The following is a 24,609-nucleotide window of genomic DNA, read 5'->3' on the forward strand; positions in this document are numbered from 1 at the left end:
GAGGACTATGGGGCTCATGTCCGAGAGCGTGCCGGTGCGCTGTCCGGCGTGCCGACGAGAACACGTCTACGCCGCGCCGTCGTATCCCTGTGTGTGCGGGGCCCCCGTGGCCCCGCCGCTGGACCAGCGCGGCGTGGCCACGGTCGTGAACCACCGCGTGTGGGACGAGGACTGGATCGCGGTCCGCTGCGCGGCCTGCGGCCGACTGGACGAGTGGCCGTACCCGGAGCTGGGCTGCCCGTGCGGGACCCTGCTGCGGATACCGGTCGCGGGCGCGGAACCGACATCGGAACCCGCCGCGAGGACGCCCAAGGCCGGCGCCGACGTCGAGGGGCGCCCCGCCTTCCAGCCCGTCACGATCCGCACCGCGCGCGACGCGGTCACCGCCGCCGCGCTGTATCTGCGCTGGCTCGGCTACCGGGACATCCGCCGCGCCGACCAGCGGCCCCCGTCCGGCATCGGCCTCGCCGCCCGCGGCATCCTGGCCCAGGTGGACCCGACCGTACGGCCGGCCTCACTGCGCGACGTGGAGTGCCTGTGGCTGACGGCCATGACGGAGTCCACGGAGTGCGTCTACTTCTCCCTCGCCGGTTACGCCGACGGCGCCCGCGCCCGCGCGGACGCCCTCCGCGTCCCCCTGTTCGTCCTCGACCTCACGGGCACGCCCCAGCCGGTGAACGAACTGGCTGATCAACTCGACGCCGCAGGAAGTTAGTTGGGCGGCCGGGGTTGGTTCGCGGAAACCACGGCCGGTTCATGACGGCACACGGCACACGACAGACGCCGGGTGGCCGCGGACGACGACTACCTGACGGTACGGCGAGGACACACCGCAACTCGACGCGGCAGGGAGCTAGTCGGGCGGCTGGGACCGGTGCGTGGCGACGACGGCCGGGTTCGTGACGGCTAACGCCGGGCGGCGGGCCGACTGCCGGTCCGCGGGACGAGGGCGCCGGCCCACGGAGGCCGTCCGCCGACGCCGTCCGCCGACCCCGACCCCGACCCCGACCCCGACCCCGGCTCCCGGCTCCCGGCTCCCGGCTCCCGGCTCCCGGCTCCCGGCTCCCGGCTCCCGGCCACGGGACGTTGCCACGAGGCCGCGCCGCAAGTCGCCGTACTCACCAGACTCACCGGACTCGCCCCAGACCGTCACGTCGAACGCGTCGCAGACCGTCCCGCAAGATGCACCCCAGGCCGTCGAACGCGCCGAGTCACAGCAGCCTGGCCTCCCAGCGCCGACACCCCGCAACTGAGCGCCCCGTACGCACCACCGGCCGGCCGGGCACCCAGGTCACCCCTCGCCTCGGCACCCCCGCACGACAGCACCCCCGGCACTCCGGCACCCCTGCACCCCGGCGACACTCACACCCCCGCCCCCGAACCCGGGACCACCACCGCACCTGCCACCTCCCGCTCCGGCACCCCCACCTCACCGCCCCCGAACAGCCCGCTCCCGTAGCTCGATCTTCCGTACCTTCCCCGACACCGTCATCGGAAAGGCATCCATGACCTGAAGCAGGCTGGGAATCTTGTAGTGCGCCAGCCTCCCCTCACAGAACCCCCGCACCTCCTCCAACGTCAACGGCTCCCCCGGGTCCCGGAGGATCACGCACGCCAGCACCTCCTCCCCGTAGCGCTCGTGCGGCACCCCCACCACCTGGACGTCCGCGATCTTCGGGTGGGTGTAGAGGAACTCCTCGATCTCGCGCGGGTAGATGTTCTCGCCGCCCCGGATGATCATGTCCTTGATGCGGCCGACGATCTCGACGTAACCGTCCTCGCGCATCATCGCGAGGTCACCCGTGTGCATCCAGCGCCCCGCGTCGATCGACTCGGCGGTCTTCTCGGGCTCGTTCCAGTAGCCGAGCATCACGCTGTAGCCGCGGGTGCACAACTCCCCCGCCGCGCCCCGGGGTTGAGTGACCCCCGTCGCCGGGTCCACGACCTTGACCTCCAGGTGCGGGAGGACGCGGCCGACCGTACCGGTGCGGTGTTCGAGGTCGTCGTCCATCCGCGTCTGCAGCGACACCGGAGACGTCTCCGTCATGCCGTAACAGATGGACACCTCCGCCATGTGCATCTCGGCGACCACCCGTTTCATCACCTCGACCGGGCAGGGCGAGCCCGCCATGATGCCGGTGCGGAGTGAGGAGAGGTCGTAGGACGCGAAGTCGGGGAGGTTCAACTCCGCGATGAACATGGTCGGTACGCCGTAGAGGGACGTGCAGCGCTCCTGCTGTACGGCCTTCAGGGTCGCCGCCGGGTCGAAGGACGGGGCCGGGATCACGATGCACGCGCCGTGCGAGGTCGCCGCCAGGTTGCCCATGACCATGCCGAAGCAGTGGTAGAAGGGCACCGGGATGCAGACCCGGTCCTGCTCGGTGTAGGCGATCAACTCACCGACGAAATACCCGTTGTTGAGGATGTTGTGGTGGGAGAGGGTCGCGCCCTTGGGGAAGCCCGTCGTGCCCGAGGTGTACTGGATGTTGATGGGGTCGTCGCAGGACAACTCGGCCTCGCGGGACCGCAGTTCCTCCGCACGGTCGGCCGCGCCCCGGGCGACCAGCGCCTCCCAGCTCGGGTCGCCGATGTACACAGCCTCCCGCAACTCCGGGCACTTGGGCCGGACTTGCTCGACCATCGCCCGGTAGTCGCTGCCCTTGTGTCCGGCCGAGGCGAACAGGACCGAGATCCCCGCCTGGTTGAGGACGAACTCGACCTCGTGGGTCCGGTACGCCGGGTTGATGTTCACCATGATCGCGCCGATGCGGGCAGTGGCGTACTGGACGAGCACCCACTCGGGGCAGTTGATCGCCCAGATCCCCACCCGGTCACCCTTGGCGACCCCGCTCGCGAGCAGCGCGTACGCCAACTGCTCGATGTCGGCGGCGAATTGGCCGTACGTCCAGCGCCGCCCGGACGGTACGTCGACGAGCGCCTCGCGGTCGGGCCACGCAGCGACCGCCCGGTCGAGGTTCGCCCCGATGGTGTCGCCGAGGAGTGAAGTCCCGCTGGTTCCATGGCTGTACGAGTTCATCGGCGAGTTCGTCAGCGCGTTCATCGGAAGTCCTCCTCGCGGTACTCGGCAGCCGACCCCGCGGCCGTCGCCTCCCGCAGTTCGATCCGGCGGATCTTGCCGGAGACGGTCTTGGGCAGGTCCGCGAACTCCAGCCGCCGGATGCGCTTGTAGGGGGCGAGGACGTCCCGCGAGTGCTCGAACAGCACCTTCGCGGTGTCGGGCCCCGGCTCCCAGCCCGCCGCGAGCACGACGTACGCCTTCGGTACGGCGAGCCGCAGTTCGTCCGGCGCGGGCACCACGGCGGCCTCGGCCACCGCCTCGTGCTCCAGCAGGGCGCTCTCCAGCTCGAACGGGGAGATCTTGTAGTCGGAGGCCTTGAAGACGTCGTCGGACCGGCCGACGTAGGTGATGTAGCCGTCCTCGTCGCGGGAGCCGATGTCGCCGGTGCGGTAGTAGCCTCCGGCCATCGCCTCCGCCGTACGGTCCGGGTCGCCGTGGTAGCCGGTCATCAGGCCGACCGGCGGGTCGGACAGGTCGAGCGCGATCTCGCCCTCGGCAGCGCCGGGCGCACCCGACACCGGGTCGAGGAGTTCGACGCGGTAGCCGGGGCTCGGTCGTCCCATCGAACCCGTCTTCAACGGCTGACCGGGGCTGTTCGACACCTGCACGGCCGTCTCCGTCTGCCCGAAGCCGTCCCGGATGGTGACGCCCCAGGCGCGCCGGACCTGCTCGATGACCTCGGGGTTCAAGGGCTCCCCCGCCGCCAGCGCCTCGCGGGGCGGGGTACGCAGCTGGGTCAGGTCGGCCTGGATGAGCATCCGCCACACGGTCGGCGGGGCACAGAACGTCGTCACACCCGCGCGGTCCATCTCCGCCATCAGCCGGGTCGCGTCGAAGCGCGTGTAGTTGTGGATGAAGACGGTCGCCTCGGCGTTCCAGGGCGCGAAGAGGTTCGACCAGGCGTGCTTGGCCCAGCCGGGCGAGGAGATGTTGAGGTGCACGTCGCCGGGCTGGAGGCCGATCCAGTACATGGTGGCCAGATGGCCGATCGGGTACGAGGTGTGGGTGTGCTCGACCAGCTTGGGGTGGGCGGTCGTGCCCGAGGTGAAGTACAGCATCAGCGGGTCGTCGGCCAGGGTCGGGCCGTCCGCCGTGAACTCCGCGGAAGCGGCGTACGCGTCCTCGTACGTCCGCCAGCCCTCGACCCCACCGCCGACCGCGATCCGCGTGTACGTCCCGGGCACCTCGTCGAACTTGGCGGTGTCCTCGGAGCGCACGATCACCTGCCGGACCCGGCCGCGCTCGACGCGGTCGCGCAGGTCGGCGGGGCCCAGCAGCGGGGTGGCCGGGATGACGACGGCGCCGAGCTTCATCGCGGCCAGGGCCGTCTCCCACAGCTCGGTCTGGTTGCCGAGCATGACGAGGATCCGGTCCTCGGCACGGACGCCCTGGGCGCGCAGCCAGTTGGCGACCCGGTCGGAGCGCTCGGACATCTCCGCGAAGGACAGGGCGGCCTCGGTGCCGTCCTCCTCGACGATGTGCAGCGCGGTGCGGTCGTTGCCGGCCGCGATGACGTCGAACCAGTCGAGCGCCCAGTTGAAGTGCTCGGGCCTGGGCCAGGAGAAACCCTCGTAGGCCGTGGCATAGTCCGTACGGTGCGCCAGCAGAAAATCCCTCGCGCTACGGAACGACTCACTCGCCGTCGTCATCTGTCCTCCTAAGTACCGGACCATTGCCGGGCGGCTCTCTGACATCGTGTAATCCGTGATGTGGGTCTCACTACCCCCGTACGGGGGTGTGTGCAGCAGGGCGGCCGCAATGAAGGGGCAAGCGGGTGGCGACGGACGCGGCAGGGATGGTGGAGATTCAGTCGGCGCTGGTACGGCTCCGGCGCGGTACGGGGCTGCCCGTCGCCTTCGGCGGCCTGGTGGAGACCGGCCGGCAGCAGATGCGCATCAGCGAACTGAGCGGCACGTTGACCCCGTCCCTGCGCGCCCTCGCGGTGTCCTCGGGCAACGGTCTCGGCGGCAAGGCGGTAGCCCTCGCCCGCCCGTGCGTCGTCCTCGACTACTCCGCCTCGCGCCAGATCAGCCACGAGTACGACGCCCCGGTCGCCACCGAGGGCCTCCGCGCGATCCTCGCGGTCCCGGTCGTCGTACGCCGCCGCGTCCGCGGTGTCCTCTACGGCGCGCTGCGCACCGCCCAGCCGTTGGGCGACCGGATGCTGAGCGCGGCGATGGAGGCCGCGCGGGACGTGGAACAGGCGCTGGTCGTACGGGAGGAGGTGCGGGAGCTGCTGAGCGCGGCTCGTCCGGCGCTGGCCCCCGACCCGGCGGCGAGCGCGGTGTGGGAGCAGGTGCGGGAGGCGCACGCGGCGCTGCGGGCGCTGGCCCCGCGCATCCCGGACCCGGCGCTGCGGGCCGAACTCCTCGACGCCTGCGGCCTGTTGACGGGCGAGGCGGCCACCGGGGACGTAGAACTCGCGCCCCGGGAGCTGGACGTCCTGGCCTGTGTGGCGGCGGGGGCGACGAACGCGGTGGCGGCGGAGCGGCTCGGGCTGCGGCCGGAGACGGTGAAGGGGTATCTGCGCTCGGCGATGCGGAGGCTCGGGGCGCACACCCGCGGGGAGGCCGTGGTGGCGGCGCGGCGGGCGGGGGTGCTGCCGTGAGAGGGGCGGTGGTACCCCGAGCGGCGACCTCTGAGGGGGCTCCTACGACGTCCGTCTATTCATTCATCGGAGCTTTGAATTTCCTCATGCTGCACAGTTGTTATTTCCCTCACGACCCCATCCATCCGAATTTCAAGGACTGATTGCCTAATATTGGCCCGGACACGACACACGAGGGGAGCGGTGACCGTGCGACGGGACTTCAAGGAGCCTGCCAGAACGCGCCCCGACCTGGTCATCGGCCGGGAGGAGATGTTCAACGCCGCCCGTGACCAGCTCGCCGAGGGTGGCAGTGTGCTGCTCCACGGCCCCGCCGGAATAGGAAAGTCGACCCTCCTGCGGGCGTTGGCCGCGGAATACGGCGAGACGGCGCGGACCGTGTTGCGCTGCTCGGCCACGGAGTCCGAATCCCATCTCCCCTTCCTGGCCCTCGCCGACCTCCTTGGTCTGGTCCTGGACGAGGTGTCCGAGCGACTGCCCGTCGCCCAGCGCACCGCGCTCGAATCCGCGCTCACCGGCCGCGGCGAATCCTCCCTCCAACGCGACGGCCTCGCCCTGCGCCTGGCCGTCCTGTCCGCGCTGCGCGCCCTCGCCACCGACGGTCCCGTCCTCGTCGTAGCCGATGATCTGCAGTGGCTGGACCCGGCCAGCGCGGAGCTGCTCGGGTTCGCCGCGCGGCGGCTCGGGGACACCCAGGTGCAGATGGTGTTCGCGGTGCGGACCGAGGGTCAGGAGTACGACCGGTACCTGAGCGCCTCGCCGCCGGACACGCTCGCGTTCCGGCTCAGTCCGCTGTCCCGGGCGCAGGTGTCGGCGCTGCTCGACCACCGCGGGTACACCGGGCTGCCGCGTTCCACGGTCCGTGAGATCCACCGTACGAGTGGCGGAAACCCTTTGTTCGCGCTGGAGTTGGGGCGTGCGCTGGCCGAGAACCCGACCCCGCCGAGACCGGGCGAGCCGCTGCCCGTGCCGACGTCGCTACGCGCGTTGGTGCTGAGCCGGCTCGACATGCTGCCCGCCGAGGCACGCCGCACGCTGTTGGTCGCGAGCGCGGGCGCCCGTCCCACGGTGGCCCTGCTCCAGACCGCCGGGCGGGAGAACGCGGAGGCGGAGACCGCCCAGGCGGCCGAACTCGGCCTGCTGGCAACGGAGTCCGAGGCTCCCGCCGTCCGGTTCGCGCATCCGCTGATCTCGGCCGCGCTGTACGCGGAGGCACCCGCGCAGGAACGGCGGGCCGCGCACGCGGCGCTGTCGACCGCGGCCTCCGACCCCATCGAGCGCGCCCGGCACCTCGCCCTCGCGACCACCGGCACCGACCCCGAGGTCGCCGCCCGGCTCGCCGAGGCCGCGACCCTGGCCCGCGACCGCGGGGCACCCTCCGTCGCCGCGTCGCTCGGACTGCTCGCCGCCCGGCACACACCGGGTGACAGCGTGCCGGGCCCGGACGAGCGCCGGTTGCAGGCCTCCGAGGACGCGATCACCGCCGGCGAACTGGACCTCGCCCGGGACATCGCGCGCGAGGTGCTGACCCGGACCTCGGTGGCCGCCGAGCGCGTGCGGGCCTGGATCATCGTGATCGACACCGCCGGTCACTCGATGGCGGACGTCGACGCCGTCTTCCCGCAGGCCCTCGCCGACGCGGGCGACGACCCCCGGCTGCTCGCCCTGGTCCGCTACCAACTGGCCTGGCGCGCCTTGCTCGTTGAGGGCGACTTCGCGGAGGCACGCGCGGAGACCGCGCGCTCGGCGGAACTCGCCGCACTCGCCGGTGACCGGCGCACCGAACTCCTCGCGCTCTCCTTCCAGGCACAGACGGAGACCCTGATGGGTCATCCGGACGCCCCGCTCACCATCAAGCGCGCGCTGAAGGAGCCCCAGGACCCGAGGGTGGCGTGCCATCACAACGGCGCGGGCTCGGCCCGGTTCCGCTGGCTGGTGATGAGCGATCAGCTGCCCGAGGCGCGCGCGACCATCACCGCGCTGCTGCGTGAGGTGCGGCGGCGCGGGTCGGTGGAGAGCGAGGTGCACTTCCTGCGCGGGTTCGCCGAGACCGAACTGCGCTCCGGGCACTGCGGCCGCGCCCTCGACCTGGCCCGCGAGGGCCTGCGGCTGGCCCGCGACTCCGGGATCGGCCAGACGGCGTCCGCGATGCTGACCGCGCTCGCCGAGGCCTCCGGCGGTGACGTCGAGGAGGGGCTGGCGCTGGCCCGGGAGGCAGTCGAGCACGCCGAGGAGGACGGTGACCAGATGTACCTGTCCCGTGCCCTCGGGGCCCTGGGATACGCCCAGTTGGTCGCCGGGGACGCCCACGGGACCGTCCGCTCGCTGCGCCGGGTCCGCGAACTGGAGCAGGCCCTCGGGGTGACGGACCCGGCGCGCGGGCGCTGGCACGGCGACCTCGCCGAGGCCCTCGTCCGCATCGGCGAGAGCGCCGAGGCCCAGGACGTCATCGACGTGACCCGTGAACGCGCGCTGCGCCTCGGCCGCGAGAGCGTCCTCGCCGTACTCGACCGCGCCGAGGCACTCGTCCGGGCGGCCCGCGGCGAACACGACGAGGCCGTCGCCCAACTGACGTCCGTCCAGGACCGCCTGGCCAAACTCGGCTACGGCCTGGAGGAGGCCCGCGCCGCCTTCGCGCTGGCGTCGCTGCGCACCGGACAGCCCGGGCCGACGTCGTACGACGAGGCGACCCGGCTGTTCCGGCGCTGCCGGGCGCTGCCCTGGCTGCGGCAGGTGGACGAGGCGGCCGTCGTCAGGCCGCCGGAGCCGGCGCCCGTGCCCACACCCGCGCCCACTCTGGAGGGGCTCGACGGGCTGGCCTCGATGGAGCGTCAGGTCGCCGCGCTGGTCATGGAGGGCGCCACCAACCGGGAGATCGCCGCGCGGCTGTTCATTAGCGTCAAGACGGTCGAGGCGACCCTGACCCGGGTCTACCGCAAGCTGGGGATCCGCTCGCGGGTGGATATCGTCCGACTGGCGGCGGGGCGCCGTCCGAACTGAGGACCCTACGGGTTTACTGTGCGGCGACCGAGGGTTTTCCCTGCCCAACTCCCCTAGGGGGTTCCCTCATTGGGAGCTGGGTGTTCCGGGTTCTAGCTTATGGGTGTGCCGCTCGCCCGGGCATACGGGGGTCGGTCCCGCGACCCCCGTTGCACCCCCCACACCCGCGCGACCCCCACCGGCAACCCAATGAGGAGACTCATGTTCGGGCTCAACCGCGCCAAGAGAACCACCGCAGTCGTCGCAGCAGCTGCCGCTGCCGCAGCGACCGCACTGCTCAGCGCCCCCACCGCTGTGGCAGCCCCCCAGCCCATCGTCGGCGGTTCCACGACCACGACGACGACGTACCCGTTCGTCATGCAGATCACGGACGCCTCGCAGAACCAGTTCTGCGGCGGCACACTCGTCTCCGCGACCAAGGTGGTCACCGCCGCCCACTGTATGGTCGGCGAGACCACCAGCAGCGTCCGCGTGGTCGGCGGCCGTACCTATCTCAACGGTACGAACGGCACCGTCAGCAAGGTCAGCAAGATCTGGATCAACCCCAGCTACACGGACGCCACCAACGGCAACGACGTGGCCGTGCTGACACTGTCGACGTCGATGCCGTACACCACGGCGAAGTACGTCGCCTCCACGGACACCTCCGTGTACGCGACCGGCGCCACGGCCCGCATCCTCGGCTGGGGCACCACCTCGGAGAACGGCAGCTCCTCCAACCAGCTGCGGACCGCGACCGTCCCGATCGTGTCCGACTCCAGCTGCAAGAGCTCCTACGGTTCGGACTTCATCGCGACCGACATGGTTTGCGCCGGATACACATCCGGCGGCGTAGACACCTGCCAGGGCGACAGCGGCGGTCCCCTGCTCATCGGGGGCGTCCTGGCAGGGATCACTTCTTGGGGCGAGGGCTGTGCCGAGGCGGGTTATCCGGGGGTCTACTCCCGGCTGACCAAGTTCTCCAGCCTGGTGACCACACAGGTCAACTCGTGACCCGGAAGAACTCCTGAGCATCCCTCAGGGAAATACCAGGGTGCGTTGCGGGCTTCCACGAGCAGCCCGCAACGCACCCTATCCATGTGCGCGCCCGGTCCCGGTCCTAGAGGGGACTCGCATCCGCCTGCTTCAATGAGCGCCGGATGGGAGTGATCGCATGGTGTCCACGGACCGTTTCCTCACCTTCGCCGCGATGTCGTTGCTGGTGATCGTGATCCCGGGCCCGAGCGTCCTGTTCGTCATCGGCCGCGCACTGGCCCACGGCCGTCGTACGGCGGTGGAGACGGCGCTCGGCAATGTCATCGGCTCGTATCTGCTGGTGACGGCGGTGGCGTTCGGCATCGGCGCGCTGGTGGAACGGTCGGTCACGATCTACCTGACGGTGAAGCTGGCAGGCGCGGCCTACCTGATCTACCTGGGCGTCCAGGCGTTCCGCCACCGCAAGGACCTGAAGGCGTCCGCGATGCGGACAGCTCCTGGGAAAGAGCCCCGGGGCGACCTGCGCACGGTCCTCGACGGAGCCCTGGTCGGCGTCACCAACCCCAAGGGCGTGGTGTTCTTCGCCGCCGTACTCCCCCAGTTCGTCAACCACTCCGCGGGCCACGTCCCGCTCCAGATGCTCCTGCTCGGCCTGATCCCCATCTCCATCGGCCTGGTCACGGACACCCTGTGGGGCCTGACCGCCTCGGCCGCCCGCACCTGGTTCGCCGGCTCCGACCGCCGCCTCTCCCTGATCGGCGGCGCGGGCGGCTGCACGATGATCGGCCTGGGCGTGACGGTCGCGGTGACGGGCCGAGCGGACTGACACGGTTCGCGGGTTCTACGGCTGTACGACCGTCCCGAACCGGATGTCGTACGACGTCCCCTTGTGCAGGGTGTCGAGCATCCGCGCCCCCTCGGCGACCACCTCACCCCGCTGGGCCTTGGTCAGCTTGCCGAAGGGCTCGACGACGAGGTGGTCGCCGTCGAGTTTCCAGACCCCGGCGAGGAATCCGTCGACGAGGAACGTGCGATGGGCGACGTTGCCCCACCATGCGCGGCCCCAGTACTCGGGCGGTACGACGCGGGTGCGGTCGGCGTGGGAGAGCAGCAGGTTGTCGAACTCCGGCAGGAAACGCGGCGGGGCCGGGGTGTCCGCGTCGGGCCGGGGCGCGTCCGGAAGATCGAAGAGTTCGACGCCGTTCGAGTCGTAGAAAGTGACGAGCTGCGGCCGGAGCCGCTCGAAGGCTTCGCGGAGCCGGGTCAGGCCGGCCCAGGTCTGCATGTCCTTGACGGAGGCGGGGCCGAAGGCGGCGAGGTAGCGGAGGACGGTCGCGTCGGGGGTGGGTGCGGGTTCGGCGGACCGCCCGAGCCAGTGCTCGGCGGTGGTCAGCGCCACCTGTCCGCTACGGCCCCACAGCCCGCGCGGGGTGACCTGGACGAGCGGGAGCTTGCAGCGGGCGGCGATCCCGAGGGCCTGCGGATCGGCGTCGGGCCACTCGACGAGGAGCGCCTCGCGCAACGCCTTCATGGTGCGTGGCTCGGCCTCGACGAGTTCGCGGGCGAGTACGGCGAGCCGGTCCAGGTCGACGCCGACGAGGCCCTTGCGGAAATTGCCGAGTTCGCGATCACGGGCGGCCTGTACGAGGGGGCGGAGGGTGAGGCAGTCGGCGGCGGTGTGGGTGTGGATGGTGGAACGCATGGTGACGATCCGGACGACCTCGCGCTCGGCCATCAGCCCGGACAGTTCCTCGGGGGCGAATCCCTCGAGGCGGGCGGCGAGAGCGTAGTACGGCGGCTTGACGTTCTGGGCCTGGAGGCCGAGGAGATGCTCGACGGCGGCGCCGGCGGAGAGCGGGGAGCGGCGCAGGAGGAGTTGCCGGTCGAGCGTGGCGCGGTTGAGGGCGCGCGGGTCGAGTACGGGAGCGGTGGTCGAGGTCTTCGCCTTGGTCACGCTCACCACGCTACGGGCGATTGCGGACACCCTCTGTCCGCAACTCTCACCGAATCCGGGACCCCGGTTCATACGCCCAGGTCGTTTGCCCCGTATATCCTGCTGCTGCTCCTGCTCCGTGATCACGGAGACGTAGGTTCGACCGAGAGGCAGCCGCGAATGCCCCAGCGACGCGCCCGCCCCACCTCGAAGAACGGCAGGACCGGCCGACGCCCCGGCTGGCGCCGCACACCCGCCCCGCCTCCGGAGCCGGCACCCGAAACTCCGGCGTCCACGACCGCCGCGCCGCCCCCGGAACCGTCCGACGCGGGCAGCGTCGTCCAGGCCGCCCTGTACCGGGACGGCGTGCGCGTCTCGGCGCCGGACACCCTCGCCGACACCTTCCGCGAACTGCGCGAACAGCCGTCCGGCATGGCCTGGATCGGCCTCGCCCGCCCCACCGAGAGTGAACTCCTTTCCCTGGCAGCGGAGTTCGACCTCCACCCGCTGGCGGTCGAGGACGCGATGGAGGCACATCAGCGGCCCAAACTGGAGCGCTACGGCGAGACGCTGTTCGTGGTCCTGAGCGCGGCCCGCTACTTGGACACGACGGAGGAGGTCGACTTCGGCGAGCTGCACGTGTTCGTCGGCCCGGACTTCGTGATCACGGTCCGGCACGGCGCGGCCCCCGACCTCTCCGCGGTCCGCCAACGCATGGAGGAATCCCCGGAGTTGCTGAAACTCGGCCCCGAGGCGGTGCTGTACGCCATCCTCGACGCGGTCGTCGACGGCTACGCGCCGGTGGTCGCCGGCGTCCAGACCGACATCGACGAGATCGAGACGGAGGTCTTCCGCAGCGAACCGCAGGTCTCCCGCCGCATCTACGAACTCTCCCGCGAAATGGTCGAGTTCCAGCGCGCCACCCGCCCCCTGGTCGGCATGCTGCACAGCCTGATGGCGGGCTTCGCGAAGTACGGCACGGACGAGGAACTCCAGCGCTACCTCCGCGACGTGGCCGACCACGTCACCCACACCAGCGAACGAGTGGACGGCTTCCGCCAGGCCCTCACGGACATCCTCACGGTGAACGCCACCCTGGTCACCCAGCAACAGAACGCGGAGATGCGGGCGTTGGCGGAGGCGGGGTTCGAGCAGAACGAGGAGATCAAGAAGATTTCTTCTTGGGCGGCCATCCTCTTCGCACCGACGCTCGTCGGGACGATCTATGGGATGAACTTCGATCGGATGCCGGAGTTGCACTGGGTGCTTGGGTACCCCTTCGCGATCATCCTGATGGCGGTCGTATGCACCAGTTTGTACGTCATCTTCAAGCGGAAAGACTGGCTCTGAGTAATCGCCCTCGGAGGCGCTCCCGGGAGTGGCTGCGGCCCGGATCGCGGGCTCCGACGGCGCTTCCGAGGCCGCTGGGGAGAATCTGGGGAGAATGGGCCGCGCTCCAATCTGCGCGGTCTCCTGCGATCGCGGGCGTTGACCTGCGGTTGCCTCGCCGCTGAAGCGCAGGCTGGCAGCATTGATCGGCACGGAGAGTAGCCGACTTCCCTTGTGGAACGCCGAAACGGGTGGGCACAGCAGATCGCTGTGCCCACCCGTTTCGTGGGTTGTGCGGAGAGGACGTCTACGCGGCCAGTGCAGGCTGGCCGATCAGGGCGTCGATGGCGCCTCGCCCCTTGCCGCCGGCCTCCGGCATGAAGTGGGCGTAGTAGTCCAGGGTGATCGTCGGGCTCGAATGGCCGAGCCAGCGGGCCAGGGTGACGACGGACTCGCCCGCTTCGAGGATGACCGAGGCGTATGTGTGCCGGAGCACGTGGAAGCCGTCCTTGCGCGACGCCTTCCACCGCTCTCCCTTCTTCTGCCGCATGGGGATGACGCCGGCGGCGGCCAGGGCAGGCTTCCACACCTCTACGTTGAAGATGTTCGCGCGAAGGGCGTTGCCGTACGTCGTGGTGATGACGAGCGGGAACTTCTTCGTCTCCCGGTCGGGCTCCGGGCCGCCCCACGGCAGTTCCACCTCGACCGCCGGGTACTCCATGAAGTACTGGGCCAGGGCCGCCGCGACCGACGGAGGCATGTCGACGACGCGGGTCTTGCCGCCCTTCGGCAGGGTGAAGTACAGCCGCCCGCCGAGGAGTTGGACCTGTCGGCGGATGCGCAGCACTCCACGGGCGAAGTCAACGTCCTCCGGCGACAAACCGAAGACCTCACCCTGCCGCAGCCCACAGCCCAGCGCGAGCACGACGGCAATGCGGTAGCGCGCGTTGATCGCGTCCCGTACGCGCTGCGCGGTCTCCAGGGGCCAGGCTTCCCTCTGGTCCTCCGGCGCCTTGGGCCACCGCACGGACTTGGCCCGCATCGGGTTGCGCACCAGGCGCTTGTCGTCGATGGCGGTCTCGAAGATGTTCGAGAGCGAGCCGAGGATCTGCCGGGCGTATCGCGGTGACAGTTCCTTCTCCAGCGCGGCGATGTATCCGCGCAGTACCGCCGGGCTGATGTCCCGCAGGGCGACGGTGCCCAGTTGAGGCTGGATGTGGAGGCGGACGCGTTCGTCGATGCGTTTGATCGTGCCGGGCGCACCGCGAACTCCCGTCTGCCAGAAGCGTGTTACGTAGTCGTCCAGCGTGATGGAGCCGTCGCGGGGATCGACGAACTCGCCACGTTCGCTGTCGGTGCCGGCCCTGCGCAGCCACGCCTTGGCGTCTTCGAGCACGTCGAAGGACTTGTCCCGGACACCAGGGATACCGGCAACTCGGTACCGGGAGCCCTTGCCGTAGCGGGTGGTGCGTTCCCGCTTGCCGGTGTCGGGGTCCTTCTTCTTCTTGATCCAACGGTCTTCTATGTAGCCGGCCAAATACTTCCCTCGATGGCAGGTTGCGTGCGGTAGGAGTCAGCCCGGGGTCAGGCGCCCGTGGCGTAGTCCGAGCGTTTCTGCGGTGCGGCACCCAATGGGCTCAGGGTTGTATTGGAACGTGAGTCGGCCTGCTCCTGTTCGCGGATCCAGGCGTCGAGCGCTTCTATCCGGTACATGACGCGACCACGCGACCCCATCCGGAAACTGGGCGGGCCGTTTCGGCGATGCCGCCAGACATAGAGGGTGTGCGGGGACAGGCCGAGGTATTCGGCGGCATCTTTCACGCTCAGGAATGCCTGGCGTGTTGTGGGGGTGGCATCCGGAACTTGGATAGAACTCGGCTTCGGAGCAGAAGGCGGACGTGCAGGCATGGTTGGCCTCCGTGGGTGTGGCGCGGGGGTGGGTGTGGTCTGCCAGGCGGCGCGACATTGGAAAGGGGCGCTCTCTGCCGAGCGCGGTTGGCGAACACCATCAATGGTGCGGAGGATCCCCGGTTTCGGTAACCGGGGATCTCGTGCTATACGCCCCAGCGAGTACGAGCCGTACGGCCCGAAGCAAGCACTCACCGACGGTCCCCGGACTGTGAATCCAGCTCCGGAGGCAGGTCAGACGAGTGTGGGATCTCCGAGGAGCACTGGAGGTGGGACGTGCAGTGCCTCAGCGAGAGCCACAAGGTCGTCGATGTCGCACCGCCGCTGAGCGCGTTCGATGCGGGAGAGCATGGTGTTTGACATCGGGTGGCCAAGTGCCGTGACGTGGCGGGCGAGTTGGCGTTGCGACAAGCCGCGTTCGGTGCGGAGGATTTCGATGGTGCGGGCCGCCCGTATTCCTGCGGGGCCGATTTCCAATGAGCGTGCGGGCATGGCTCCAGTTGTAGCGTCCATTCGCCGGTTTGGTTAACCGGCGATCGTGGTCTATGTTCCCCCCTGCGTTGTCCGCATGCGGAGCGGTTCCCCGGGCTGACATGACCCGAGAGCCGCCGCGCCGATCGCCGCTCAGCGACTGCTGCGACATGGGGTGTTGTGTTGTAGCTTGCCCGTCGCCGACACGTCAACGGCTTCCCGACGTGATGCTTCTGGCTCGGAAACCGGCACAACTATTTGGTCAACCGGCGATCGTGCCTTACCGTTTTGCCACCGCCCTCTACCGCCTGCTTTTACAGCTGCCTTTCTGCCGTAAGAGATTGCGCGGGATGGGGCTGGACTTGTGCGACTTGGGTGTGGCTATGTTGACGACACCCCCGGAAAGCGCGAGCGGCCATCAACGCGCCCTGCGCCGCCGGCCGGTCAACTCCCCCAACCCGTACGCCCGTACCGCCGATCGACGGTGAGCCGTGGGCTCCTGCCCACCTGCAACCGAGTGAGGACCCGCCCCTCTTGGCTCGAATCCGCACCATCAAGCCCGAAGCCTTCGTCTCCGAGTCCCTGGCCGCCGTCTCCCTGACCGCCGAGCGCACCTTCTTCGGCCTGCTCACCCAGGCCGACGACCAGGGCCGCCACCGCGACCACGCCGCGATCATTGCCGGGCAGCTGTGGGTCCTGCGCCCTGACCACACGCCCTCCGACGTCGAGACGGACCTCGCGCAGCTCGCCGACGCCGGTCTGATCTGCCGCTACAAGGGCCCGGACGACAAGCGGTACCTGCACGTCGTCACGTGGCACCGGCATCAGAAGATCAACCGGCCGAGCATGAGCCGTCTGCCCGGCTGCCCTCGCCACATCGGCTCGTCCGGCACCCGGTCAATCGTCGACGCGCCGGTGGCGGAGGCGAGCGTCACGGAGTTCGCACCCTCGCCTCACGGAACCCTCCGTGAGACCTCCCGTGAAGCGCGCGAGTCTGCGCCGCATTCGGGATCTGATAGGAAACCGGCAGGTCAGAGCGATTTCACGGAGCCGTCCGTGAGGGAGTCAGGAATCCTCCCCGTTTCGGCGGTGACGCCTCACCGTCCGGATCTAGGACCTAGGACCGTGGATCTAGGAAATACCCCTTCGGGGGGCGCAAGCGCCCACGCGCCCGACACCCTCTCGGCCAGGGAGCTCCTTGCCGAGTACGTCAGCGCGTGCAACCACCGCCCGCCGAAAGTCTTCCTGAGCCAGCTCGGCGAACAGGTGCGCAGGCTGCTCGACGAGGACATCGCCCCTGCCCACCTCCGGACCGCCCTGGAACGCCATCGGGCCAAGGGCCTCTCGCCAAGAGTCCTGCCGAGTCTCGTCCACGAGGTCATGAACGCGGCGCCCATGCCTACCACCCACAGGGCATGGACGAACCCCGCCGACCTCGACGCCGCCTACGGAGGTGACCTCTGACCGCCACCCTCACCCGCGAGCCCCACCGGGTCGGCCCGATCGTCGACCGGCTCAACGGCATCCTGGCCACGCGCGGCATCGACCCCGCGGTCACAGCCCAGGAACCGCCGGCCGAACCGGTCACCGCCCTGGAGCTTGCGGACGCCCGCATCCCCGCCCGCTACCGCCACGCCCTGGCCGACCACCCGCAGATCACCGCCTGGGCCGACCGGATCGCGCGTACCGGACGCCCTGGTCCCGGCGGACCGGGTATCGCCGAAGGACCGTCGCTGCTGATCGCCGGCCCCACCGGCACTGGCAAGACCTACCAGGGATACGGCGCCGTCCGCGCCCTCCTCTCGCGAGGGGTGCGCCTGCGCTGGGAGGCCACCACCAGCGCTGACCTGCACGCGCGACTCCGCCCCCGCGCCGGCCACGACGGCGAACGGGAGCTGCAGACGCTGGCCCGCTGCCCGTTGCTGCTCCTGGACGATCTCGGCGCGGCCAAGACCAGCGAGTGGACCGAGGAGCTGACCTACCGGCTCATCAACCACCGGTACGAGCACATGCTCCCCACCCTCATCACCACGAACCTGCCGATCCCCGAGCTGCGCACCGCACTCGGCGACCGCGTCGCCTCCCGCTTGGCCGAGATGACCGAGCGCGTCATCCTCACCGGATCGGACCGACGCCGCACCGCGCCCGCTGCCTGACGGCAACCGCGCGTCTCCCTCCTCGCCCTCACCTCACCCCGCCCACGCAAGAGGCATGCCCTCGCTCGCGTGGGCCCATGGAGAGCCTCTGCATGACTCCTGGCACCACCACACTCATCAGCGCCAACGGCATCGGCATACCCGCCTTGCCGGACTGGATCCCTGCGGCTGTGGCCGTCGCGGTCCTGGTCGCCGTCGCCCTGTCCGTCGCATGGTCCCTACGGCGGCGCCTACGGAAGCGGGACTCCGAGCAGCGGCGTAGCACCGCCGCGGTCCGGGTCGCTGCCATCGCCGCGATCGGCTGTACCGCCTACAGCGCGGACACCAGTTGGCGGTTCGCCGCCGACTACCTCGACATGGGCAGCAGCATCGAACGGGCGGCGATGTTCGCCGCCGCCGAACTCGCCCTGTTCTCCACCGCCCTGCTCGCCCGGGCGAACCTCAACGGCCCGAAACAGGCACCCGGTCTGCCCGGCACCCTCACCTGGGTGATCACGGGCGTGCAGATCGTGCCCGCCTACGCCGAGTCCGGGCTGGTCGGCGGAACCGTGCGGGCCTTCGTCGGCCCGGTCCTGGCGGCCCTGCTCTGGCATCTGGCCATGGGCATCGAACTACGCAACCGCGTCCCGCACACCGACTCCCGCAGCCTGACCGCGGTCATCGCCCGACAGGCACGCGAACGGCTACTGGCCCGCCTGGGAATCGCCGACCGGGACGCGGACGCCGCCCGGATCATCCGCGAGCGCGCCCTCGACCGAGCCGTCACCCTGATCCTCCGGGCAGAGACCATGCCACCCGCCAAGCGCTCCAAGTGGCGAGGTCGGCGCCTCACCCGCCGCCTGCACCAGGCGCTGGAGCAGGCCAATGTCGACCGCGACGAGCGGCAGGACGAGTTGCTGCTGCGCAAGCTCGCCACCCGCCAACAGGCCCTCGCCCTGGCCTCCATTCCGCTGCCCCGGCGTTGGCCCGCCCTCGCCACGGGCAGGACGGTCAGCTCCACAGCTGCCCGCCCGCGCGCCGTAGCGACGAAGCGGACCGAGAATCCGGGCCGCCCGTCCGAGAGCGACGCGGGCGATGACACCGCCCGCCGGGAGCCCGAAAACCGCCCGCACCAGCCCGCCCACACCACCACGAGCCCAGAACCAAATCCGGGCGAGGAACCACCAGATACCGATCCGGGCAAGGCCACGCGGGCGAAGCCGAACCGCCCAGGCCCCAAACCGCGCGCTACCCGGGAAGTTCTCACCTCCTACGCCCACCGCATCCAAGGCGAGACCGGACGTCTCTCCCGCGATCTGCTGGAAAACACCGTGCGCGAGGACGGCTACAGCGTCGCCAGCGACACCGCCGGGGAGGTCGTCCGCACCGTCAAGGCCGAGCTGAGGGCCGCTCACGCCGACCATCCCCACTGACCCGCTCCGACCTCAACACCCAAGGAAGAACACTCAATGCACGGCTCGAACCACGAACTGCCCACAGTCCAAAGGAAGATGACCATCTCAGCGCCATCGGGAGCAAGTTGGAGGTTCGGACACTCCCCCGCAGGGGGAGCGCCCGAACCCGACCCCGCCCCAGGGGCGACGGGGTCCGTCCAGCACCAGGGGGCGCCGGACGGGAAGGCTGCGGCCGAGGGCGGACCGCAGCCAGGCAGGGCCAGCCGCAAGGGCAGGGCCAGGAAGGGGAAATCCCGCCCGCGCGACAAGAAGCAGCGCCCCGCCCACAGCGTCCGCCTCAACGAACAAGAACTCGCCATCATCCAGTCCGGCGCCGACCACGTCGGCATGAGCGTGGCCGGATTCCTCGCCCATTCCGCCCTGGCCTCCGCCCGCGACCAGTCCCGCACCGCGGCAGCCATCGCCACCGAACGGGACATCCTGACCGCCCTGTTCGGTGTACGCCGTCAGCTCGGCTGGGCCGGCAGCAACGTCAACCAAGCCGCCAAGGCCCTCAACTCCGGTGCCGACGCACCTCACTTCGCCGCGGCCCTCGCAGATCTACAGCGCGCCGCACAGGCCGTCCAGCGGGCGGCCGACAGGGTCACCAACGGGCAGGAGGAGCAGGCAGCTTGATCCCCCGGATCCACCAGCAGGGAAGCAAAACCCTCGGACTCCTCAACTACCTCTACGGCAAGGGCACCCACGAGGAACACATCGACCCACACCTGGTCGCTTCCTTCGACGGCATGGCCCCCGACCCCGGCCGCGACCCCTCGGTGACGAAGGAAGACCTCCAGCACCTCCTCGACCAGCCCCTGGCACTCCTCGAACCAGACCAACGTCCCGACGAGCACGTCTGGCACTGCTCCGTGCGCGCCGCTCCCGACGACCCGATCCTCAGCGACGAGCAGTGGGGCGACATCGCCCGCCGCGTGGTCGCCGCCACCGGCATCGACCCCGGCGACGGCGCCGGCTGCCGCTGGGCCGCCGTCCGCCACTCCGACGACCACATCCACATCATCGCCACCCTCGTCCGCGAAGACGGCCGCCGCCCCGACCACCACCGCTCCGGCAAACGCGCCCAGGCCGAATGCCGCCTCATCGAAAAGGAGTTGGGTCTGCACCAGGTCTCGCCCGGTGACGGCACGGCCGCCAAGCGGACCACCAGCGCCGAACGCCACAAGGCCGAACGCGAAGGCAGGCAGCAACCGGCACGCGACGAACTGCGCGAGACCGTACGGCGGGCAGTGGCAGGAGCCACGAGCGAGGGGGAGTTCTTCGACCGGCTGGCTGCCGCCGGCCTGCTGATCCGGAAGCGCGCCGCGCCCTCCGGCGACCTGCTCGGCTACAAGGTCGCCCTCCCGGACAACCGCAACGGTGACAAGGAGCCAGTGTTCTACGCGGGCTCCACGCTCTCCCCCGACCTGTCCCTGCCCCGCATCCGCAAACGGTTCACCGTCGACACCCCGAACCGGGGCACGGACGCACCCTTCGCCGAAGCCCCGAATGGCCCCGCGACCGCGCGGCGTCGGACAGCCACGGCTGCGTGGCAGGCGGTGCTGGTCATCGACAATGGTGAGGACGGCCAGGTGGCCGCGCGCATCTCGGCGGCCGGGGAGATCCTGGACGCGCTCGCCAAGACCTCCGCCGCCCACACCCGCACCGAACTGCGTCAGGCCGCCGCCGTATTCGAGCGGGCCACCCGCTCCCACGTAAGGGCCGAACACGGGCACGACCGTGCCCTGCGCCAGGCCGCCCGCGATCTCACCTACAGCGGCCCCGCGCTTGGCCGCGGGGAAGACGGAGCCACCACCGCGATGGCGATCGACATGCTGTTCTTCCTCGTCACCGCTGCCGCCCACTGGCACGCCAAGAAGGAGCACGCTCAACAGGCAGCCGCAGCCCGCCAGGCCGCAGAACATCTGCGCACCGCCTACCGGGCCGCCGCCGACGTCCCGTTGAGCGTGCTGTACCAGCGAGGCCGGCGCCTGTCTCAGCCCCTGCGACACAAGCAAGCCGCCCATCTCCGCGCGGCGGTACCCGAGTTGGCCGAACAGATCCTGGCCGAGCCTGGCTGGCACGCCCTCGCAGCCACCCTCGCCGACACCGAGAGCGCCGGCCACGACCCGGCCACGCTGCTCACGGAAGCTGCCGGACGACGGGAGTTGGGCACCGCAGACTCGATCAGCGATGTGCTGGTGTGGCGGCTGCGCCGCATGGCCGACCTGCCCGCCGACGCCACCACAATGCCCGACCACACCCCCTATGCCGCCAAGCGCAGCAGGCGCGCTGTCCCGCCCGCCCCAAGCCGGGATAACCGGTCCAGCCAGACACGGTGATTCAGCACATACGCCGGTGCCCTCTGCCAAAAAGACAAAGGGCACCGGCAAGCCGAGTAATCAGAAGGCGACTTGGACCTTGGTAACCGCCTTCTCCAGGTTGGCGTCCACAAGTCCCGGCAAGCCGGAGACGATCACCAACACGTTGCTTACAAGTATCGCCGTCTGCTTGACGACGGTGCGTTGCTCGCCGATCGAATAGGTGAGCAGTTGGCTCCACTGCTCGTCACCCAGATCAGGCGCGGCCGTCACCCGGGTGCCCATGTCGATGACGGTGCTGCCCGACATCACCTGGTACGTCCGGCAGGAGACCATCGCATCGAAGATCTGCCCGATGCCCTTCGACAGCTTCGCGGCGCTGTCGCTGTACAACTCCTCGGAGACCTCGGAACCGCCGCCGCCAACGTAGGCGAAGGACGCTTTCGCCTTGCGTGAGAAGTCGAGTCCGGCACCGGTCGCCGCGTCAGCGCCGAGCTTCTCCAGCGCCGGGCAGCCGATCACGCTCACGTCGTCGTGTGCGGCGGGGCGCTGCGGCGTGCGGTCGTACCCCTCGCCCAAGTCGCCTTCGTCCAGAAGCCGCTTGTCCAGCTGGGCCGAAGACAGCGGGGCTGGCGCCGAGGCGTCCTTGGACGCGGCGGTCGCGGCGGACGACGGGTCGGTGGAGGAGGTGCTGCCGATCGAGCAGCCCTCCAGGGCCAGGACGGCGAGGGCGCTCAGGCTGAGGACGGTCATGGTGTGAAGACGCAAGTGAACCCCTAAGTGGCCTGCGAAACGGATGGGTTGACCAAGCCGGGCCTCCGGGCACCGGCAGCGAGAAGGGGCGCAGGGGATCCGGGGGTTCAGTGGCCGAGGTGGCGCAGGCCCTCTTCGAGGGTCGGGTGGAACCGGTCGACAGGACCGGAGTTGCGGTTGTACCAGGCCGCATCCAGGCCGGGCTCCTTCGTCTCGTGCCCGGCCCGGCAACGCAGCCATATCGAGTCGTCGCGCATGCAGAAGACGATCCAGTCCCGGTACACGCCGCACTCGGGGCACGTACGAACCTCGCCGCCGATGACGAGCGGCTGCTCCCAGCGCATCATCAGCCCAGCCACCTCCTGGCGGGACGGCACCCGCAACTCTGGCGGTGGGAGGTCACTCACCGCCGGTCCCTCCGCAGCCGGTGCTGGAAACAGTTGGGTCGACTCGGGGAAGTCGCCCCACGGCTGTGTGGCCTGCAACTGCAGGAGCAGCGCGTGGCTGGCACGCTGGGCTTCGCGGAACGCGCGGTCCTCGCGAGCGCGTCGAAAGAACAAGATCTCTTCCTCTCGGTCATCGGGCGAGCGCAGGGAACGTGCCTCATACGTCTGACCTGCTGCTGCGCCGGGAAATCTGCGACAAGCAGCACACCTACGCTTCCGCCAGGGCGTGGATCGTCAGCTACGGCGGACGACTGTGAGCCGCCCCTCGGCGCTCTTGGGCACGCTGTGGCGGGGCACCGGGACTGGTGAGGCAAGCGATGACATGAACGCGGCCACCAGGCCGTTCGGAACGCCGGCGCTGAAGCTGGCACACCACAGGTACGGAGCGCCGAGAACAGGCTCCCCCCACGCCTGCCATCCCGACAGGTCAGGACGCGGGTCGGCGTCCTGGATGAGCGGTGGCATCAGCTCCAGGGAAACCCAGCCGGAGAGCCCGAGGTCCGTGGCGGTGGTGTAGGGGCGATCCACGTCACGGATCCAGCCTTGGGCACTGAGCGCATTGAGCACCGTCTCGGCCCCGCCGAAGTCGGTGTCGGGTGCCTCGCAGGCATCAATCGCCACGAGGAAATCGGCGAGCGCCTCGTACGGGACGCCAGTGGTGAAGTACGCGTTCCACTCCGTCATCGCAGAGTTGGCGTGCGGACGGGCGCTCAACTGCCAGGCAACAGGCAGTCCGCCCAGCTCGAACGGGTAGGCCGCGAGGATCCACTCGGCGCCGCGCAGGCTGTCCGGGCTCACATACAGCAAGGTGTGGCGCGAGGTGGGCCACATGCTCCAGCCGAGACTGACCAAGGCGTCGCCGATCCGCTCGGCGAGCACGCCGTCGTCACCCGCCAGGTGACGTGGGGTCACCCAGTACACCGGGTCCGGCAAGTCAGTACGGGAAGAATCACTGGGATAGTGCGGATACAGGGGCGCCTCCGTGCCCTCGGGATGGGTTACTGACCGTCGTTGACCTGGGGTTTCGGACGGTCGTCCACGTTGACATGCCAATCCACAGAGCACCAGTGGTTTCGGGATCTTCCCTGTCTGCCTCCGGCGAACTAGCATCCGTCGCCATCCAATCGAGGCGATTGACAGCGAACCTAGCCGTGTGAGGGACCCTAGCTGGGGGCGTAAGTGCGTCACAGGTGTTCCCCGAGGGAACAGACCGAACGTTCCCCCAAGGAACGGACGGTGCGTTCCCTAAAGGAACGATGTCCGGTGCCAGGGAGGGCGTACAGCGATCGAATCCGGCCGTCCCTGGGGGTGCTGCAGCCCGTCCGCTCTCCGTTGCCCTGACTCGGCCGCGTAAGGTCAACTTCCATACGCGCCTGGCAAGTTTCGGCAAGTTCCTCGCTTCAAGGCCCAGCTGCGGGCAAGCTCTGGCACAGAGATCGTTACCGGCATCCGAGGAGGACATCATGGCCCTGCGTAAGCTCGGTAAGGACCCGGAGAGTCCCAGTGGCGGCTCCCCCACCATCTACCTCGACGAGGAGAAGGACAGTTACCTCGTGCAGGGGCTGAAGGTGGAGGACATCGAGCGCCTCGGGCAGATGGACATCCCCGGCCATGAGTCGGTGGTGGAGATCCCCCGGCGCATGGTGCAGTTCTTCCTGGAGGTGAAGAAGGTTGACGAGGACCCCGACGTTTGAGGAGCTGTTCCGTGACTGCCAGAGGACGGCTGTCCATCTGGAGATGCGCGACGCGTACATGAAGTCGGACCCGGCCTTCATCGATTGGAAGGCCGGCATCACGCTAGACCCGGCCGAGCGCTGGGGCGACTGGCACGGCATCGTCACGGAGGCGTCCTCACGAGGCGTCGAGGTCCGCCGAGCCCGCGTCGTCTCGACCCCCGTCAGCGAGTACATCCGCTTCGAATACGACGTGACGGACGGACTCAACATCGCCGCCGGCGAGCACGTGCGCTGGCTCTCCCGGCGAAACGCAACGGGCCTCGCGCTCCCGGGCAACGACTTCTGGCTCTTCGACTCCAGCCTTGTCCTCGTCAACCACTTCGACGGCGAAGGCGAGAACATGGAGGTGGAACTCACGGACGACCCGGAGGTGGCGAAGCTCTGCGAGTCGGCCTTCGAGGCCGTGTGGGCGCGGGCAACACCGCACGCGGAGTTCCAGCCGGCCGAGTCGGCCTGATAGC

Annotated in this window: 22 protein-coding genes; 13 read left to right on the forward strand and 9 right to left on the reverse strand. The window is 69.8% G+C overall.

The features are described 5' to 3' along the window. Positions 1 to 7: 7 nt before the first annotated feature. Positions 8 to 715, forward strand: a complete 708-nt coding sequence (locus tag OG504_RS12565) for a hypothetical protein (RefSeq protein ID WP_405989893.1) — start codon at positions 8 to 10, stop codon at positions 713 to 715. Positions 716 to 1,429: 714 nt separating this feature from the next. Here the strand turns inward: OG504_RS12565 and OG504_RS12570 are convergent. Then, a complete protein-coding gene (locus OG504_RS12570) occupies positions 1,430 to 3,037 on the reverse strand; it encodes an AMP-binding protein (RefSeq protein ID WP_405996317.1) in 1,608 nt (535 codons plus the stop codon). Between the two features lie 20 nt (positions 3,038 to 3,057). Then, positions 3,058 to 4,728, reverse strand: a complete 1,671-nt coding sequence (locus OG504_RS12575; protein WP_405989894.1) for an AMP-binding protein — start codon at positions 4,726 to 4,728, stop codon at positions 3,058 to 3,060. A gap of 125 nt (positions 4,729 to 4,853) precedes the next feature. Between OG504_RS12575 and OG504_RS12580 the strand changes: the two genes are divergently transcribed. The 4 genes from OG504_RS12580 to OG504_RS12595 all read left to right on the forward strand — a co-directional run bounded on the left by OG504_RS12580 (position 4,854) and on the right by OG504_RS12595 (position 10,488). Beyond that, complete coding sequence (locus tag OG504_RS12580; protein WP_405989895.1) at positions 4,854 to 5,687, forward strand: response regulator transcription factor; 834 nt, start codon at positions 4,854 to 4,856, stop codon at positions 5,685 to 5,687. 183 nt (positions 5,688 to 5,870) lie between these two features. Next, the gene (locus tag OG504_RS12585) at positions 5,871 to 8,687 is read left to right on the forward strand and encodes an ATP-binding protein (protein WP_405989896.1); all 2,817 of its coding nucleotides are present in this window, start codon (positions 5,871 to 5,873) and stop codon (positions 8,685 to 8,687) included. Positions 8,688 to 8,888: 201 nt separating this feature from the next. Next, positions 8,889 to 9,680, forward strand: a complete 792-nt coding sequence (locus OG504_RS12590) for a S1 family peptidase (RefSeq protein WP_405989897.1) — start codon at positions 8,889 to 8,891, stop codon at positions 9,678 to 9,680. A 160-nt stretch (positions 9,681 to 9,840) separates the two neighbouring features. Beyond that, on the forward strand, positions 9,841 to 10,488 hold the full coding sequence (locus OG504_RS12595; protein WP_405989898.1) for a LysE family translocator: 648 nt from the start codon (positions 9,841 to 9,843) through the stop codon (positions 10,486 to 10,488). Between the two features lie 15 nt (positions 10,489 to 10,503). Here OG504_RS12595 and OG504_RS12600 read toward each other — a convergent pair whose 3' ends face one another. Beyond that, positions 10,504 to 11,616 carry a winged helix DNA-binding domain-containing protein gene (locus OG504_RS12600; RefSeq protein ID WP_405989899.1) on the reverse strand — a complete coding sequence of 371 codons (1,113 nt, stop codon included), beginning with the start codon at positions 11,614 to 11,616 and terminating at the stop codon, positions 10,504 to 10,506. 159 nt (positions 11,617 to 11,775) lie between these two features. Between OG504_RS12600 and OG504_RS12605 the strand changes: the two genes are divergently transcribed. Then, positions 11,776 to 12,945: a magnesium and cobalt transport protein CorA gene (locus tag OG504_RS12605; protein WP_405989900.1), complete on the forward strand. Its 1,170-nt coding sequence runs from the start codon at positions 11,776 to 11,778 to the stop codon at positions 12,943 to 12,945. A gap of 286 nt (positions 12,946 to 13,231) precedes the next feature. Here OG504_RS12605 and OG504_RS12610 read toward each other — a convergent pair whose 3' ends face one another. The 3 genes from OG504_RS12610 to OG504_RS12620 all read right to left on the reverse strand — a co-directional run bounded on the left by OG504_RS12610 (position 13,232) and on the right by OG504_RS12620 (position 15,324). Beyond that, positions 13,232 to 14,461 carry a tyrosine-type recombinase/integrase gene (locus OG504_RS12610; RefSeq protein ID WP_393758354.1) on the reverse strand — a complete coding sequence of 410 codons (1,230 nt, stop codon included), beginning with the start codon at positions 14,459 to 14,461 and terminating at the stop codon, positions 13,232 to 13,234. Between the two features lie 47 nt (positions 14,462 to 14,508). Further along, positions 14,509 to 14,832 (reverse strand): helix-turn-helix transcriptional regulator, encoded by a 324-nt coding sequence (locus OG504_RS12615; protein WP_405989901.1) that lies wholly within the window; start codon positions 14,830 to 14,832, stop codon positions 14,509 to 14,511. A 234-nt stretch (positions 14,833 to 15,066) separates the two neighbouring features. Next, positions 15,067 to 15,324, reverse strand: coding sequence for a helix-turn-helix domain-containing protein (locus tag OG504_RS12620; RefSeq protein ID WP_405989902.1), 258 nt, complete (start codon positions 15,322 to 15,324; stop codon positions 15,067 to 15,069). A gap of 513 nt (positions 15,325 to 15,837) precedes the next feature. Here OG504_RS12620 and OG504_RS12625 point away from each other — a divergent pair. The 5 genes from OG504_RS12625 to OG504_RS12645 all read left to right on the forward strand — a co-directional run bounded on the left by OG504_RS12625 (position 15,838) and on the right by OG504_RS12645 (position 21,234). After that, positions 15,838 to 16,767, forward strand: coding sequence for a hypothetical protein (locus OG504_RS12625; RefSeq protein WP_405989903.1), 930 nt, complete (start codon positions 15,838 to 15,840; stop codon positions 16,765 to 16,767). Then, on the forward strand, positions 16,764 to 17,459 hold the full coding sequence (locus OG504_RS12630; RefSeq protein ID WP_405996318.1) for an ATP-binding protein: 696 nt from the start codon (positions 16,764 to 16,766) through the stop codon (positions 17,457 to 17,459). The genes OG504_RS12625 and OG504_RS12630 overlap by 4 nt, the downstream gene beginning before the upstream one ends. Positions 17,460 to 17,551: 92 nt before the next feature. Beyond that, positions 17,552 to 18,871, forward strand: a complete 1,320-nt coding sequence (locus OG504_RS12635) for a hypothetical protein (protein ID WP_405989904.1) — start codon at positions 17,552 to 17,554, stop codon at positions 18,869 to 18,871. 78 nt (positions 18,872 to 18,949) lie between these two features. Beyond that, positions 18,950 to 19,528 (forward strand): mobilization protein, encoded by a 579-nt coding sequence (locus OG504_RS12640; protein WP_405989905.1) that lies wholly within the window; start codon positions 18,950 to 18,952, stop codon positions 19,526 to 19,528. Beyond that, on the forward strand, positions 19,525 to 21,234 hold the full coding sequence (locus OG504_RS12645) for a relaxase/mobilization nuclease domain-containing protein (RefSeq protein WP_405989906.1): 1,710 nt from the start codon (positions 19,525 to 19,527) through the stop codon (positions 21,232 to 21,234). Before OG504_RS12640 ends, OG504_RS12645 begins: the two co-directional genes overlap by 4 nt. Positions 21,235 to 21,294: 60 nt before the next feature. Here the strand turns inward: OG504_RS12645 and OG504_RS12650 are convergent, their stop codons facing one another. From OG504_RS12650 to OG504_RS12660, 3 genes are all read right to left on the reverse strand, one after another. Next, complete coding sequence (locus OG504_RS12650; RefSeq protein WP_405989907.1) at positions 21,295 to 21,966, reverse strand: hypothetical protein; 672 nt, start codon at positions 21,964 to 21,966, stop codon at positions 21,295 to 21,297. A gap of 107 nt (positions 21,967 to 22,073) precedes the next feature. Next, positions 22,074 to 22,526, reverse strand: a complete 453-nt coding sequence (locus OG504_RS12655; protein WP_405989908.1) for a hypothetical protein — start codon at positions 22,524 to 22,526, stop codon at positions 22,074 to 22,076. A 120-nt stretch (positions 22,527 to 22,646) separates the two neighbouring features. Continuing rightward, entirely contained in the window at positions 22,647 to 23,333 is a 687-nt protein-coding gene (locus tag OG504_RS12660; RefSeq protein WP_405996319.1) for a DUF317 domain-containing protein, read from the reverse strand. A gap of 542 nt (positions 23,334 to 23,875) precedes the next feature. Here OG504_RS12660 and OG504_RS12665 point away from each other — a divergent pair. Together OG504_RS12665 and OG504_RS12670 are read left to right on the forward strand one after the other, a co-directional pair. After that, a complete protein-coding gene (locus tag OG504_RS12665; RefSeq protein WP_067022411.1) occupies positions 23,876 to 24,106 on the forward strand; it encodes a hypothetical protein in 231 nt (76 codons plus the stop codon). Continuing rightward, positions 24,084 to 24,605, forward strand: a complete 522-nt coding sequence (locus OG504_RS12670) for a DUF6879 family protein (protein ID WP_405989909.1) — start codon at positions 24,084 to 24,086, stop codon at positions 24,603 to 24,605. Before OG504_RS12665 ends, OG504_RS12670 begins: the two co-directional genes overlap by 23 nt. The last annotated feature ends 4 nt before the right edge of the window (positions 24,606 to 24,609 follow it).

This window comes from Streptomyces sp. NBC_00986 (genome assembly GCF_045162565.1).
In the GTDB taxonomy this organism is placed as follows: Bacteria; Actinomycetota; Actinomycetes; order Streptomycetales; family Streptomycetaceae; genus Streptomyces.